Source organism: Lactiplantibacillus nangangensis (assembly GCF_005405065.1).
In the GTDB taxonomy this organism is placed as follows: domain Bacteria; phylum Bacillota; class Bacilli; order Lactobacillales; family Lactobacillaceae; genus Lactiplantibacillus; species Lactiplantibacillus nangangensis.
In genome coordinates, this window is record NZ_BJDI01000003.1 from 84525 (window position 1) to 99447 (window position 14923).

The 14923-nt window shown below is 45.8% G+C and carries 9 protein-coding genes; 6 read left to right on the forward strand and 3 right to left on the reverse strand.

Annotation, left to right across the window (positions count from 1 at the left end; all coding sequences use genetic code 11):
* Nucleotides 1-84: 84 nt before the first annotated feature.
* Nucleotides 85-1086: an NAD(P)/FAD-dependent oxidoreductase gene (locus FFM70_RS03655; RefSeq protein ID WP_137615495.1), complete on the forward strand. Its 1002-nt coding sequence runs from the start codon at nucleotides 85-87 to the stop codon at nucleotides 1084-1086.
* Nucleotides 1087-2080: 994 nt separating this feature from the next.
* Here the strand turns inward: FFM70_RS03655 and FFM70_RS03660 are convergent.
* Nucleotides 2081-3874 (reverse strand): glycerophosphoryl diester phosphodiesterase membrane domain-containing protein, encoded by a 1794-nt coding sequence (locus FFM70_RS03660; RefSeq protein ID WP_137615496.1) that lies wholly within the window; start codon nucleotides 3872-3874, stop codon nucleotides 2081-2083.
* A gap of 129 nt (nucleotides 3875-4003) precedes the next feature.
* Complete coding sequence (locus FFM70_RS03665; protein WP_137615497.1) at nucleotides 4004-6172, reverse strand: LTA synthase family protein; 2169 nt, start codon at nucleotides 6170-6172, stop codon at nucleotides 4004-4006.
* Between the two features lie 994 nt (nucleotides 6173-7166).
* Between FFM70_RS03665 and FFM70_RS03670 the strand changes: the two genes are divergently transcribed.
* The 3 genes from FFM70_RS03670 (at nucleotide 7167) to FFM70_RS03680 (ending at nucleotide 10761) form a co-directional block, all read left to right on the forward strand.
* On the forward strand, nucleotides 7167-7607 hold the full coding sequence (locus tag FFM70_RS03670; RefSeq protein ID WP_137615498.1) for a GNAT family N-acetyltransferase: 441 nt from the start codon (nucleotides 7167-7169) through the stop codon (nucleotides 7605-7607).
* 49 nt (nucleotides 7608-7656) lie between these two features.
* On the forward strand, nucleotides 7657-8223 hold the full coding sequence (locus FFM70_RS03675; RefSeq protein ID WP_137615499.1) for a hypothetical protein: 567 nt from the start codon (nucleotides 7657-7659) through the stop codon (nucleotides 8221-8223).
* 246 nt (nucleotides 8224-8469) lie between these two features.
* On the forward strand, nucleotides 8470-10761 hold the full coding sequence (locus FFM70_RS03680; protein WP_171002288.1) for a SpaA isopeptide-forming pilin-related protein: 2292 nt from the start codon (nucleotides 8470-8472) through the stop codon (nucleotides 10759-10761).
* A gap of 80 nt (nucleotides 10762-10841) precedes the next feature.
* Here the strand turns inward: FFM70_RS03680 and FFM70_RS03685 are convergent, their stop codons facing one another.
* A complete protein-coding gene (locus FFM70_RS03685; RefSeq protein ID WP_137615501.1) occupies nucleotides 10842-13520 on the reverse strand; it encodes an MMPL family transporter in 2679 nt (892 codons plus the stop codon).
* Nucleotides 13521-13680: 160 nt separating this feature from the next.
* On the opposite strand from FFM70_RS03685, the gene FFM70_RS03690 reads away from it, so the two are divergent.
* Nucleotides 13681-14313, forward strand: a complete 633-nt coding sequence (locus tag FFM70_RS03690; RefSeq protein ID WP_137615502.1) for a TMEM175 family protein — start codon at nucleotides 13681-13683, stop codon at nucleotides 14311-14313.
* Nucleotides 14310-14525, forward strand: a complete 216-nt coding sequence (locus FFM70_RS03695) for a hypothetical protein (RefSeq protein WP_137615503.1) — start codon at nucleotides 14310-14312, stop codon at nucleotides 14523-14525. Before FFM70_RS03690 ends, FFM70_RS03695 begins: the two co-directional genes overlap by 4 nt.
* The last annotated feature ends 398 nt before the right edge of the window (nucleotides 14526-14923 follow it).

The window sequence follows — 14923 nt, forward strand, 5'->3', positions numbered from 1 at the left end:
ATCAGGAAAATGTTTTTGCAAAAGGACTAGTTATCCACTAGAATTAAGGCTAATAAGTGCATCATTGAGAAAGTTGGTTGACGAATGACTTCAGAGTACGATTTAACGATTGTTGGCGGTGGCCCAGTGGGGATGTTTGCGGCCTTTTACGCCGGCATGCGAAATGCTAAAGTCCAATTATTAGAGAGTTTGCCAGAATTAGGTGGGCAAGTTCAAGCCTTATATCCTGAAAAAATGATTCACGATATTGCTGGTTATCCAGCGATTCGTGCTCGGGATTTAGTCGCACAATTGACGGCCCAAATGAGCCAATTTCCAATCGATGTCCAGCTCAATCGGGCAGTCACGGATGTCACCGGGACGATGGGTGATTTCACAGTGACGACCAGTGATGGCACGACCTCAAAATCGAAAGCCATTATTGTTGCGACGGGGAGTGGAGCCTTTCAGCCACGCAAATTAGCCGTCGATAATGCGGCCCAATTTGAAGGGCAACAACTGTTTTACCATATTCCAAGCCTTGCCCAATTTAAGGACCAAGTCGTATTGGTTGCTGGTGGTGGGGATTCGGCGATTGATATGGCTCTGATGCTGGAACCAGTCGCCAAAAAAGTCTACATTATGCATCGTCGTGAGCAATTCCGGGGGATGGAGCATAGTGTTGATCTATTGAAAGCCTCTAGTGTGACGATAAAAACGCCATTCTTGATCAAAGCACTTGAAAAACAAGCAAACGGGCAACTTAATTTAACGATGAAAGAAGTTCGCGGTACCGCCGAAGAACAATTGGCAGTGGATAGTCTGTTGGTCAATTATGGCTTCATCGCGGACAATAAAGTGATTCGAAACTGGCAAGTGACGCCCACGATGACGCACCGGTTAATTACGGTCGATACGCAAATGAATACGGATATTCCGGGGATTGCCGCGATTGGCGATACAGTCACCTATCCTGGTAAGTTAGGCTTGATCGCCAGTGGCTTTGGCGAAGCGCCGAATGCGGTTAACCAGTTGATGATGCAATTGTATCCAGAACGACGCAGTCCATTGCATAGTACGACGTTATTTGAAAAGCGGGCGCACTAGCGGGATTGCCGCTTCCGGTTGTTGTTGATAACATGCGGCCGAGGGACCGGGTCAAGCCCGAGAAACGTCTTGCCCCTTGCCCGGAAGCCTTGCAAAAACCGCAAATCTCCCGGCCGTGTGGGTGGTGTAAGACCGGTGTCAAATCGCCGGTCAAACGCCACCCACACGGCCGATGCCATCAACAACAACCTACAGCTAGATAACTGCTTTGAGTGATGATCCGTGTGAGCCGATGTTGGACATAGTAAGTTCCTAGTATTACTGCATTCATAACAGATTTGGCATTTTCAACCTTTAGCTATCGAATAAAAAAATTGTGAAATCACCGTTTTTTCAATGATGATTTCACAATTTTTGCTTTATTTTTGGCAACGTATAGCACGCCATTAATCTATAGCAATATCTTTGGTTTGGACTGCTTTTATATCCAATCATCTGGTTATATCTAGATGTCAGCTCTTCTTTTTCTGTAAGAATAGTTCTGATAACATGCCGTAAAGACAGACACCAAGAATAAAGATAGCCCAAAATATATCAGTAGTAGATTCGAACCCATGACTGTAATGCACTAGGACAGGAATAAAGAGAAGTAAACAAATCCAGAATCTAAAGCTACGATAAAATTTTTTTTGAAATTTGAATTTCATTTTTATTGCCTCCAAAATGTTTGACACATACTAATGCTGATGGGGATATTAGGTCAATCGTTAATGTTTAAAGAGATGATGAACGAACGAATCCTCATGGTGACAATGTGTCTTTTGTGAAGTATGCTCAAATTACGCATGCCCTGGGAAAACGCGTCAAAGTCAGTTTTGAGTAGTTGTTGCACTGATTAAAGTCAGTTTTAGAAGTAATCATGTGACCCAACTTTAAACGTTTAAACAATCACACCAGTAAACTGATGTGATGTCAAAGTTGAGAAAAAATAGTGATTGAGCGCAAAAAAGCCGCCATTGTTGGCCTAAACACAACAATGGCGGTTTTTTGGTGATTAATCACTACTAGTCAAACTTAATTCGTTCATAAAGGTTAACAGTAGCTTGGCGTAACTTGGGTGGTCGGTATTCTTCTTGGCTTCGGTCTGCATTTCGTGCAGGTTATCCGTGATAATACCGTTGACGCCCATGAACATCATTTGATCCATGAGGTCGGTATCATCGATGTCCCAAGCGTAAACTTTTTTGTTCAAACGGTCGGCTTTATCGACGAAGTGATCATTCAGCGTTGTGGCTTCCATCGTATAAGCATTGGCGTCCGTGTGCGGGAACGTCAGGTTGTACGGTAAGATGTAACTCACAAATTGCGTGCCATCTAGCTGCTTCAAATCGGTCATGACTTTGTAACTTAAAGTATGCACTTGGTCGTGATCAGCTAATAAGGTCGGTCCGTACAGCTTGATAAACCGCGCCGTATCCGCTCGCGAATAACCTTTTGTAGTTTTAATTTCAACCAGTAATTTTTGATGCTGTTGTTGCGCAGCATGCAAGTATTGGTCAAAACTTGGAATTTTGGCTTGATAGCCATTTTCGTGAACGGTCAAGCGTTTCAGCTGTTTCAAAGTGAGCTGATAGGGCTTCTTTTTGATGCCGGCAAGCGCTTTCAAGTTGTTATCGTGCATGACGACAAATTGATGGTCCTTGGTGACTTGTACGTCCATTTCAACGTAGTCTGGTTTTTCACGGCTAGTCTTAATTAATGCCGGAATCGTATTCTGAACGCCGTTGCCATCATCGACGCCCCGATGTGAGATCATGATGGGTTTTGTGATTGCCAGGCCGTTCAAATAAATCAGATTGAATGCGACCAATAAACCACTCACAACGACCATGCCAGTTGCCACGGTCCCACGCGTCCAGCGACGGAGTTTGGCCGGTTCATTGAAGGTTAAAGTTGGGCGGCTAGGTAACGTCAAATCTTGACGGTAACAAGCAATAATGAACATCATGAAAATGGCGGCGGTGTAACAGATGACGATTTCAGTCACGATTTCCATGATGAATAGGTTGAGTGTTGCACCAGCCATCGCAAACTTAGTCGTATCGAGCCACAATTGTAAGCCATAAAGCAGTGCGTAGACCAGCGCGACGAGTCCTGTGACCATGCCTAAAATGACTAAAATATGCCATAGATAACGCCAAGTTCGATGGGCGCTCTGCTGCCAGCTGGTTTTGAGTGCACGCCGCCAAGGCATTTGGTCGATGATCATCAGTGGTAATAACGTGATCAGTCGAATCCCAACGTAGCCGGCACCAACGTAGAATAGCGCCAAACCCGCCGCCATCCAGGGATTATCTAGGAGAAAGCTGACAATAAAAGCGGGAATTTGAGCTTTATTGAGTAGCGGGGTCGTAAAGATGTAGCTGCCAAACGGCAAGATGACCATAAAATAGCCAATAAAGAAAATAAACGTCCCAATTGAGGTATGGTTCAAACTGGTAACGGTGTCGCGCAAGACAGCTCGCACCGTTTGTGGCCGGCCTTTAATAATATTAATAATGCCGAGCAATAAAAAGGCAAATTGCCAGTAGACCAAAATAATTACCGCCAGTAACAACAGCAACATGCCAACTGCGGCCAGTGGCGTCCGGACTAAAATGTTGCCGACATTCGTATAGGAAACGTAACTGACCCCTTGCCATTTTAAGAGTTGCTCTAATAGCCAGGTGAAAATTGGCACAGCTAAATAACTGATAACCAGATTGGTGCCAAAAATTAGGGCCACATAACTGCCCCAATTTTTAAAGAATCGTCGTGAGCCGTGAGCCCAAAAACGCCATGCCCCCATGGGTGGATACCTCCTCAAAAATACATGTTTTAATTATTCCGTTAAACCTGTAAAACTCGTCTTTTATTTTACCATGGGACAAAAAAAGTTATCACCCGAAATTGATCGAGGTGATAACTTTGAGGTTGCTTATTTAGCGCTTGAACTACTACTGCTAGTGGTTGTGCCGGTATTACTGTCGCTGTCATCAGGATTGGTAATCTTGATTCGAGTCGAATCAGTCTTCGAGTGTGTATCTTCAGGCGCGTCTGTCGAGTAACTGTTAGCGGTAGTCTTGTCGCCATTCTTTGAGTAGAGACTCGTCGAAGCGTTCTTCAGCGTGTCTTGAATCTTAATTTCTTTTTGAAGTCCATTGGCGTAATTGTAGTCGGAAGCGTCAACTTTTTTGAAATCCTTCGGGGTGTAGAACCGTAAGAGATTTTTTGAGTTGAGCGAATCCGATAAACTGAGTTCTTGGCTAACTTGCTTTTGATCTTTATCGATCGCCTTTTGCAGGTCATCGGTCAGCTCAAGTTTTTCACCAGTGGTGTTATCGTAGACCTTACCACTTAAGACGGTGTACTTCGGTGTCACGAAGTCGCGATTTCGAAAGGCCACAACTTGGTCGTGATTCTTCGAGAAGAGGTCGGTCCCAAATTGAATGTAGCGCTTGCTAGAGATTCCAAGTAAATGCAAAATCGTTGGCAAGACGTCAATTTCACCACCATACGTGGATTCAATCTTACCCCCGGTCGACCCAGGAATATTGATCATGAATGGCACTCGCTGGAGTTGGGCGTTATCGAAAGACGTCCAATCCTTGGCTGATTTACCTAAAATCGGCGCGAGGGTTGTGTTTTCACTGTTTGACAGGCCATAGTGATCCCCGTACAACACAATCATCGAGTGCTTTAATAGTCCGGATTTTTGTAAGTACGTATAGAACTCTTTGATTGACTGATCAAGATAATGGGCCGTTTGGAAGTAGCCGTTGATGGCGCTATCACTTGTGTCAGTTGTCTTGAAGTCCGTATCTTCCTTATCCATGGTGAATGGGAAGTGGTTCGTGACGGTAATGTATTTCACGTAAAAGGGTTGTTGCAATCGTTCCAAATATTGAACGGAATTCTTGAACAACAATTTATCCTTCAAACCGTAACCAGTCGATTTATCACCGGTCGTATCGAAGTAACTGGCGTCAAAGAAATATTGATACCCCATATTCTTATAGGTATTATTTCGGTTCCAGAAACTAGCAACGTTGCCATGGAAAACGGCGGAAGAATACTTAGCCCGCTGGTTTAGAATGGCTGGCGCGGCCTGAAATGTGTTGTCCGAGCCGAGTTGAGAAAATAGGGATCCAGTGGATAAGCCATAAGTACTAGTTTCCAGCATGTTTTCAGCATCACTAGTCTTCCCTTGACCCACTTGATGGAAGAAATTCTTGAACGCATAAGTTGAGTGGCTGTGATAGAGCGAGTTCAGGAATGGCGTCACTTCTTGACCATTGATTTTTTTATCAATTAGAAATTGTTGGAAGCTTTCCAAGTGAATCACAATCACATTTTTACCTTTGGCAATGCCATACATCTTCGCATTGGGTGCGGCGTAATGTGCGCTAGTAAAGTCTTTGACCGTATCTAGCTCGGATTTTTTGGCACTCGCGCGTTGATGATTGGTTTGTTCATCCTTGATGCCATCGTAAACGGTGAACGCATCGAGCCCGAGATATTTGACGATATAATTACGGTCGAACGTCCGCGTCAACAGTTGCGGCCGGTTAGATTCAGCTAATGTTAAGTTCAGACCAAAGCCAGCGACAGCGACTGAGGTGTAGGCGAATGCGGTCCGTCTTTTGATGGGACGATCGTCGTGTTTGATCACATGGAAAATGAATAAGCCAAGTAAAACGACAATATCGATCCAGTAGAGCCAGTCATACCAGTTGGTTAGTGCAAACGACGATCCCGTTAACCCTTGGCTGACTTTGGAGGCACCGGTCATGGTGCTGACGGTCATGAAGTCGGTAAATTCGCGGTAATAAATGACATTGGCATACAGTAACACCGTATTGAGGGCGTCGATAAGTAGCAAAATATAGTAATAAAAGCCGGTTTTGCGAATATACAAGGCTAAGCTAAGCAAGAATATCGAGGTTGCTAACGGATTAACGAGCATCAGGAACACTTGGAGGGGATCGGTTACTCCCAGAGAGAACTCGGCAAAGTAAGCAAAAAGGGTCTTGGCCCAAAATAAGAATACTAATAGCCAAAAGAACCCAGTCCGCGTGTTGAGGTGCTGGCGGAGTTTGGTAAGCATGTTTATAAGACCTCATTTGTGACAAATTTGGATATGGCTCGAAAAACAGCCATCAAGTCATTTTAACATAACCGGCTGAACGGTTATCGCTAACATTTTTAAGAATGGGTTAATTTGCGGGAGAATGGACAAGTTGAGTTAGTGATCATTGCCGGCTCCGGTTGCCGCTAATGACATGCGGTCGAGGGACCAGGCTAAGCCTGAAGAACGTCTTAACCCTCGCCCGGAACAGTTGCAAAGCCCACAATTGTCCCGGCCAGTCCGTGGCGTAAGGCCGGCAAAATTCAGCCGACCAAACGCCACCTTCACGACCGATGCCATCAGCGGCAACCGGAGCCTAGTTTTGGTGTTTCGATGAGTGATAAGTTGGTTTACCCTTTAGTAAGGTAATTTAAGTTGCGACTCTTTTTTAAGGAAGAGTGCAGTTGTTATTTTGAAGAGTTGCTTGCTGTTGTCTGCTTATATTCCACTAAGGCTAGTTTCTTAATGCGCCTGTAATTAAATGATAATTATATGAGATAGTCAGCAAATAGGAAGTAACGCATAGTGGTGCCAGATAAGTCTGGCAGTATGACTGACAGTGAAGCTCGCAAAGACTAGGCTGACACCGAGGCGAGTTAATGTTGATGTAATAGCAGTCCCTAACTGTTCCAATCTAGCAAGAAATCCAGAGTGATGTGTGCATTCGAATTTTGGAACTTGATCTAGCCGTGAGGTCGGTTGGTTTAGGGCTCAGCCGTGGTATTTGACTTAGCGCGGTGGTTTGCCGCGGTTAGGCAAAAATCGATTTTCGAGACCGCTTTTTGGCTCGAAAACGATTCACAGCGTTCCAGCCCTAAACGAACCGACCGGTAGGCGGCAACTAAGCACAATTTACCGATCAATAAAATAAAGGTCACTGAAGAAAAACTGATATTTTCAGTCGCCAAATCCGATTTGACGCTAATCGACAGAACGGGTATTCTCAACAGTATTAATAAGGTGGTGCATCTGATTGGAAATTAAAATGAGTAATCAAACCACATCGCAGGTCTATGCGGATGCGATTATGATTCGGCGAGCAGTCTTCATTGGTGAACAAAAAATTGATCCAGCATTGGAACTAGACACAGTTACGGACGCAACTTGGCATTACGTGTTGTACGATGATGTGGGGCAACCAGTCGCAACTGCCCGGATGACACCGGAGCCTGGAAAAAAAGGCCATATCCAGCGGGTTGCGACGTTGAAGGCTGCCCGGGGTCATGGATATGCGCAAGCCATTATTCGCCGAATGATCCAAGTGGGTCAGAAACAGCAGTTGACTGAATTGGTTTTGGGCGCTCAGGTGACTGCACAAGGTTTTTATCGGCAACTTGGGTTTCAACCCGTTGGTGAGCGCTTTATGGAAGCTGGTTTACAACATCAAGAAATGACGCGCCAACTGACTAAATAGTGGTACGATTACTTTAGAGAGAAGTGGGAAATCAAAAGGGGATTTTTGCATGGAAGTGCCAACTACAGTGACAATGCTTGATATTGCGGGGAATATTGCGGACAAGCCAACTTATATGGCGGTTCAGATTAATGGTCAGCAGTATCCTGAAAAACATCAGCCAAAAGGGTTGTTCGCAAAGGTCATCACGTATACACCCTTCGAACATGGCCTGCTCAAGATTGATCGTGACCAACTGACTTTTTGCGATGAAAAAGGTCAGCCGTTTAAAACGGTGACAACTAGTGAATTAACCCAAGTTGAACTGGGAATGTATCACGCCATGGTGCGGGTTCCGGGACCAGTCATCCCAATGAGAGCCCAGTACACCGTAACGCTTCAATTGACAACGACTAGTGGTCACTATAACTTGTTGATTTCGGCGCCAAACGTTGTCCCGGTCTTGGTCGACTGGCTGGCGGCCCAAAAGGTAACGTATACTGACCCGCTTGGTTTGGCTAAGGTGGGCGCTGACTTTGATTGGGAAAAGATTACCGAAGCGCAATTCGGGCGTTGGTCAAAAGGCACGCCGTATGAGAAATTCTTCCAAACCATTGGCTCGGAACGAGTGATGTAGCTCATCACGATAACTTAAAATTTTTGAAATCACTGGCTGACTAGTCGGTGATTTTTTTAGTTTGTCAATTTTCCGAATGAAGCTTTAAAGTACGCTTGAGCCGCATCTTTGCAGTATTGTACACATGAGTTTAGCTAGCCGATTGGTTAGAGGCTCAATGACTTTTTTGAAAGATCCTGGCGAGGAGTGAGGATTATGTTTAAAACTTAGTTGATAGCCATCAGTAAGAGAATGGGGGAAGAGAATATGCGCACGAAGTTAATTTCAGTCTGTGTGGGATTGTTGACGTTGCTACTGGCCATTTTTACTTTTGGTCGGGCAGTCCAAGCGGCAACAATCAGTACGACTGGACTGAACGGTAGTGAAGCCACCGTGACGGATCGTTATGGGACGATCATCACGGATCCAACTGATTTAAGTAAATGGCAGAGTTACAAAGTGAGTTATGATTGGTCGATTCCAAATGGTCAAAAGATTCAGGCCGGTGATACCGCACCAGTAACGTTGCCGGGTAATACCGTCGCGAGTTCTGATTTGAGCTTTGACTTAAAAGACGATAATGGTGCGACTATTGGGACTTTCACCATTAAAGCTGGCGAAAATACTGGGACGATCACCTTTACCGAGCAATTAATTGGCACTCAAGATCGCAAAGGAACCTTGAACTTATATGCGAAAGGGACGGCCGATAATGGGACGCATGGTCAAGATTGGGCGTTGAACAAGATTGGCTGGGTCAGTGAGAAAGACGAAAATGGCTTACCGACTCAGTTAACTTGGAACATCGCCTTCAATCCCAGTGGGAACGATCTTGGCACGGTTACGATTACCGATACGATTGGTCCTAATCAGACCTACGTACCGGGAACGATTCATGCGGACACTGGGATGTACAATGAAAAAGGCGAATTTATTTCTGCTGGTCAACCGATTCAGCCAGAAGTGACTGTGAATGGCAAGCAAATTACTTTCGTCTTTGAAGATGTGCATACGGCAGTTAATATGACGTATAACGTGAAATTAGCCAATGTCAGCGCTAACGGTGGGTCTTGGATGAATGATGCGACCATGAATGGTGTCATGGTTGGTGGTCACGTCACCTGGGGCGGTAATGGTACTGGTAACGGTGGCAATGGTAGTGACGGTAACGAAGGTGATCCAGGTGCCTTAGGGGCTTTCTTACTACAAAAGACCGATGCCAACACCGGCGCTGCTTTGGCTGGTGCTGAATATCAGTTACAAGATCAAAGCGGTGAAGTGATCAAAACTGGTTTAACCACGGATGAAAATGGTAAGTTGTTTGTCAGTGACCTAGCTGAAGGTCAATATGTTTTGATTGAAACCAAAGCCCCAGCTGGTTATGACATCAATAAAACACCAATTTCATTTATGATTAAAAATGGTGCTGGAACGCCAACGACGAATTTAACTCAGACCGATGAGCCAACTGTGATGCCACCAAAAACTGGTAGCTTTACCTTAACCAAATTAGCTGCTGATTCGAGTGAAAAATTAGCTGGCGCCGTTTACGAGTTGCGTGATGCGACTGGTAAAGTCGTCCAGTCAGAGTTAACCACGGATGCTGCTGGTGAATTGACCGTCAAAGATTTAGTTGTTGGCGACTATACCTTAGTTGAAACCAAGGCTCCGGCTGGTTTCGAGTTGAGTACGACGCCAATCAAAGTTGCGATTGTCGCTGATCAGACCACGCCACTTAGTTTAATCGCAACCGATGATAGGACACCGGTTGTGACTAAGGGGAGCGTCCGGTTGACGAAAACCGACTCCGAGAATGGTCGCACACTTGCTGGTGCCGTTTATGAGTTACAGGATGCCGAGGGGCAAGTTTTAAAGACCGATTTGACGACTGATGAAGCCGGGCAGTTAACGGTCACTGACTTAGCCGCTGGTGACTATCGGTTCGTTGAAACCAAAGCCCCTGCGGATTATGAGTTGGATGCAACGGCCATACCAGTTACAGTTAAAGTCGGTCAGACTGAATTGTTAACGGTTACGGCCAAGGATACTAAGGTGCCAGTGACACCTGGTGAGCCGGAAAATCCGGATCATCCAGAAGGACCTGAGAAACCAGGCGAACCGGAAAATCCAGATGGTCCGAAACCACCAGTTGAAGGCCCAGGTGAACCTAGTGAACCCAATACACCGAAACCACCGATTGAGGGACCTGATGAGTCTGAAGAATCAAATGAATCTGAGGAATCAAATGGGTCAGAAGAATCAACTGAACCAGGATTGCCAAATACTGACAATGCTGATGACGAAGGGACTTCGTTACCACAGACTGGTGGTAACTCGACGGCTATGCCAAATCCGGCGGCACCGATTACCGATACTAATCCTGGCGGCACGATTGCCGGCACACCGATTGGTAGTACTGGCGCTGGTAAACCTAGTCGAGGCTTACCGCAAACCAATGAACAACCCGATGGTGAGGGCTTAGTTTCAGTCGCTGGTGTCAGCGTGCTAATGACAGTTTTAGCCATTGGCAGTTGGGATTGGCGCCGCAAACGTTTCTAGGTTAAGTTAAAAAAGAACGACGCAACTTCGTTGGAAGCTACGCCGTTCTTTTTGGTTCTAGCTAAGTTTGGGTCCTCGTTTTAAGCCTTTGCAGTTGGCTTTTTCGATGGTTGTTTGAATTTAGGGGGTGTGATGGTCCATTTAATCAGCCCTGGCAAGACTAATGGTAAGAGTAAGTTGCTGAGAATGATTCCCAGGATGGTGACTAGACCGGTGGCTTGCATCACGGTCGTTGGACTGATTAGCATTGGCCCAACGAGCGCCAATTCAATCATAGTGATTGCTCCAGTTCCTCGGCCACAGTGATAAAACTGTTGTTGCAGTTGTTTGGCGTCAAAGCTGCGCAGCCAGTTTTTCTGGATCAGCGTTGGGTAACTGATCGATAACCAGTGTACCGTGATCAAGATGATACTCCAAACTAAAGCCAGCCAAGGTAAGTTGCCAAAGTGGGCGAGCTTAGTATAGCCGAACTGGGCGAGTCCCCAGCTGCTCGTGATGATGGCGACTAGGCCAATCATCAAATAGCCGCTTAAGAGAAGTGATCGTAAACTGAGCCAAAGGATGAGCGCCACTAAGCCCCCAGCTAGGGCGGCCCATTGCCAAGCCTGTTGAGTCAAGGCGTGGCGGACGGGTGTGGTTTGGACAGTTTGACCACTATAGGTCACTTGAGCAGTGGCTAACGGTGTCGCGAGTAAGCTCGCGTGCACGGTCTGTTTAACTTGCCGTAAAGTACGCTGACTTGCGGCACTCGTTGCTGGTTGCTTGAGGGTCACGACTAGCTGGGTGAGTTTCCCGTCAGCACTTGTATTAGTGGCAACACTATTTTGATAGACGGCACTCTTGGCGGCGTCCGTTGGCAAATAGAAGCTTTGACCAACTTGACTGGCTTGCAAACCAGTCAGATATTGGGTCGTGTGACCAACTGCCGTTGTGACCTTCTTGAGAATGGCCTCACTTTGACCTAAACTTTGATGAATTTTGTGTAATTCGTTGTTAGCAACGGTAGTCTTGGTAACGAGATCAGCTTGAGTGGTCAAAATGGTCCCCATTTGAGCTTGAATCTGGGTCGCAAGTGTTTCAGCAGCGGCTAAATTGGTCGCTAGCTGATTGAGCTGCGTTGCGCGTTCAGTCGTTGGTTGTGATAGGCTAGTCAACTGTAATGACAGTTGCTGATTGTCAAGATCGAGTTGCTCAAGCTGTTTTTGAACGGTTTTTAATTGTTGTATTTGTGCGGCTAAGTCAGCTTTAGTTATGGTTGTTTGATTGCCTTTCAGCGTCTTTTCAAGCGCGACTAAAGCCTGCCGATTACCAGCTAAACTTGCCTGAACGGTCGTTAATTGACTGCCAACGTAATATTGCGTAATTTTTTGACCAGCGGGTTGGGTAACTGAAACGGCGCTCGCAACTCCTGGGACTTGTTGCAATTTCGTCGTGAGCTGGTCGAGTGTCTGTAATTGGTTTTGCTGAGTTAAGTTGGTCTTTGCCTGCAAGTAAATGGTGACTGGGGTGGTCGCCCCAATGCCAAAATGTGCTGAGATCAGCTGGTTGCCAGTTTCGGCCGTGGTTGGCGCCGTGAGGATCGTCGGATTCAAATTCGCATAACTGAAGTGACCACGGCCTTGGCTGAATCCAGGAATGAGTAACGCGAGTCCAAGTAACAGTGCTAGGCCAGGTTGCCACAAACTGAATTTGCTGAATTGACCCCAAAGGTTTTTTGGACGCTGCCGCCAAGCTGTCGTGCTAGGCCAGCGCAAACTATCGTCTAAAAGGGCAATGAAAGCTAAGCCTAACGTTGGCACTACCGCTAACGCTAAGCCGATTATGATCGCAATTAACCAGGTTGACGCAGTTGCCAAGAGTGGGGTCCAACTGAGACTGATTAGGGCAATCGCGAGTCCACCGAGCCCCCAGCCCCAGCGTTGATACTGGCGCTTAGCGGTCAGTTTGGCAACTTGGTCGGGATTCTTGATGGAATCACCGATGGCTAGATAATCGCGCATCAGCGACCAAGTTAAAATCGTGGTGACGATTAGGCCAAGGCTACCAATTGGCAAGAGACTAGAACTCGTAAACGGCCAGTTTCGTAGTTTAATAAGATTGGTGGCTAGACTGGCGGTGCCAATGAGTACGATACTTTGGAATAACAGGTTGATCAACGGGATTAAAAGCGATTTGAATAGCAGGCCCATCAAGATGAATGTGAGAATGGCCCCAATTAGTAGCACTTGTTTGGTCTGGTGGTTCTGAACGGCTTGATGTTGTTGCGTGATCAAGGCCGGACTTGTGACCGCGACTTTGAGACCATCGATTTTGGTTGCCGTTTGCAGTTGCTTGGCGACGACTGAAAGCTCTGACTGGCGAGCGTCAATCGAAGCCACCGCTAATTGGGTCGAGCCATCTTGTGAGGTCAATAATTGGCGATCATTACTTGAAGTATTGGCTGTCCGAAGCTGACGCAGACGATAGTAGTCTGCGTTATGTTTGAGTTTGTGTAAGGTTTGTTCAATCTTGGTCTTTTGTGCTGGTGATAAGTTGGTGCGTGAATTGTTGAAAACAATCGTAAGTTGTTGCGTATGTAGTTGACCACGTCCCCAGTGGCTTTGAAGCTTAGTGAGCTGTTGCTGATTGACCTGACTTTTGGTTGTATTTTGGTGAGTTGCAATGATTGGCTGTAAATTTGGCAAAAGGGTAATGCCAGTGAAGATCGCAACCACCCAAAATGCGAACCATAAAAATTTCGGTTTGAGAAATTTTTTCATATTGTACGAACGTCCCCTCGTCGTAATTTTGATAGAGTTATCTTACCACAGAAGTATCGCGTCAGGACGGGGTTTTTAAGATGTAAACGGTTCTAAATTCAAATCTCAGCATTTTGGGTTGTTTTATGATATTGTAGTGAGATTGTGGGAGGCTTCAGAAATGAAAACGGATCGATTTCAAGCATTCAGTGATGGTATTTTTGCCATTTTAATTACGATTCTGGTCTTAGAGTTTCATATTCCTGATTATCATGCGGGGCAACTGTTGCCAGCGTTATTAGCGCAATGGCCGCTGTTTTTGTCCTATGCGTTTTCCTATTTTTATGTGGGGACGTTGTGGCTATTCCATCATGATTATTTCAGCATGTTGAAAAGAATTGACCGGAATGTAAATATGCTTAATTTATTAATGCTATTTAGTATTACGTTACTGGATTATCCAATGTCATTGGTCGCGGATGCGCTGACGAGCGGCAATCGCGCTGACATGCAAACGGCGTTTATCGTATACGATTTGGTTGCTTTATTTATTTCGGCAACGTTTTACTTTATGTACGCCTATTTGCACCACCATCAGGAGCTTAAAAGCGCGGCAGTCACGAATGATTTCTATGCCGCCATTAAGTTTGACCCCGTACGCAGTGTCACGATTTATGGCTTGGCAATCGTCCTGACGTTTTGGTCCGTTTGGTTAGGTGCATTGTTACTAGCCAGCGGCATTATTTTCCACTTTTTCGCATATCTGCGGATGAGTAAACAATTGGCACAATCAAAGGAGACACAAAAAGCATGACAGATTATTCAGCATTACTAGGACCAGACCGCTATGATTTTGCCGTTCGGTTGGCAACCCAATATCATTTAGATCCAAGCCAAGTCTTGTTCGGTTATTTACAAGTAGTCAGTGAGGTTTCAGACACTGATCAACCAGGGGATATTCATGACCCTAAGCTGGTTAAGGTCATTAACGAACAGTTTGACCACTTTTTAAAACAACGCCACTAAGATTGGCTGTGAAAAGATCGCCTGTAATGACTAGTTGTTAAAGTCATCGTGGGCGATTTTTTACGTTAGGCTAGTCATTTCCGCCTCCGGTTGCCACTGATGGCATGCGGTCGAGGGACCGGGTTAAGCCTGGAAAGCGTCTTAACCCTCGCCCGGAACAGTCGCGAAACCCGCAATTGTCCCGACCGGTCCGTGGCATAAGGCCGGCAAAATTCAGCCGACCAAACGCCACCCACACGACCGATGCTATCAGCGGCAACCTCCGGCTAAATTGTGGTTATTTGTGAGTAAACTGGTTGCTCTGTTTGATGCAATAAGTGTTTGGAGTTTGTGTTTAGCCGTGCTTAATGAGGTGGTCCGCTGTGCTGAAATTTCAGACGATGTCGCGAAAATAAGGC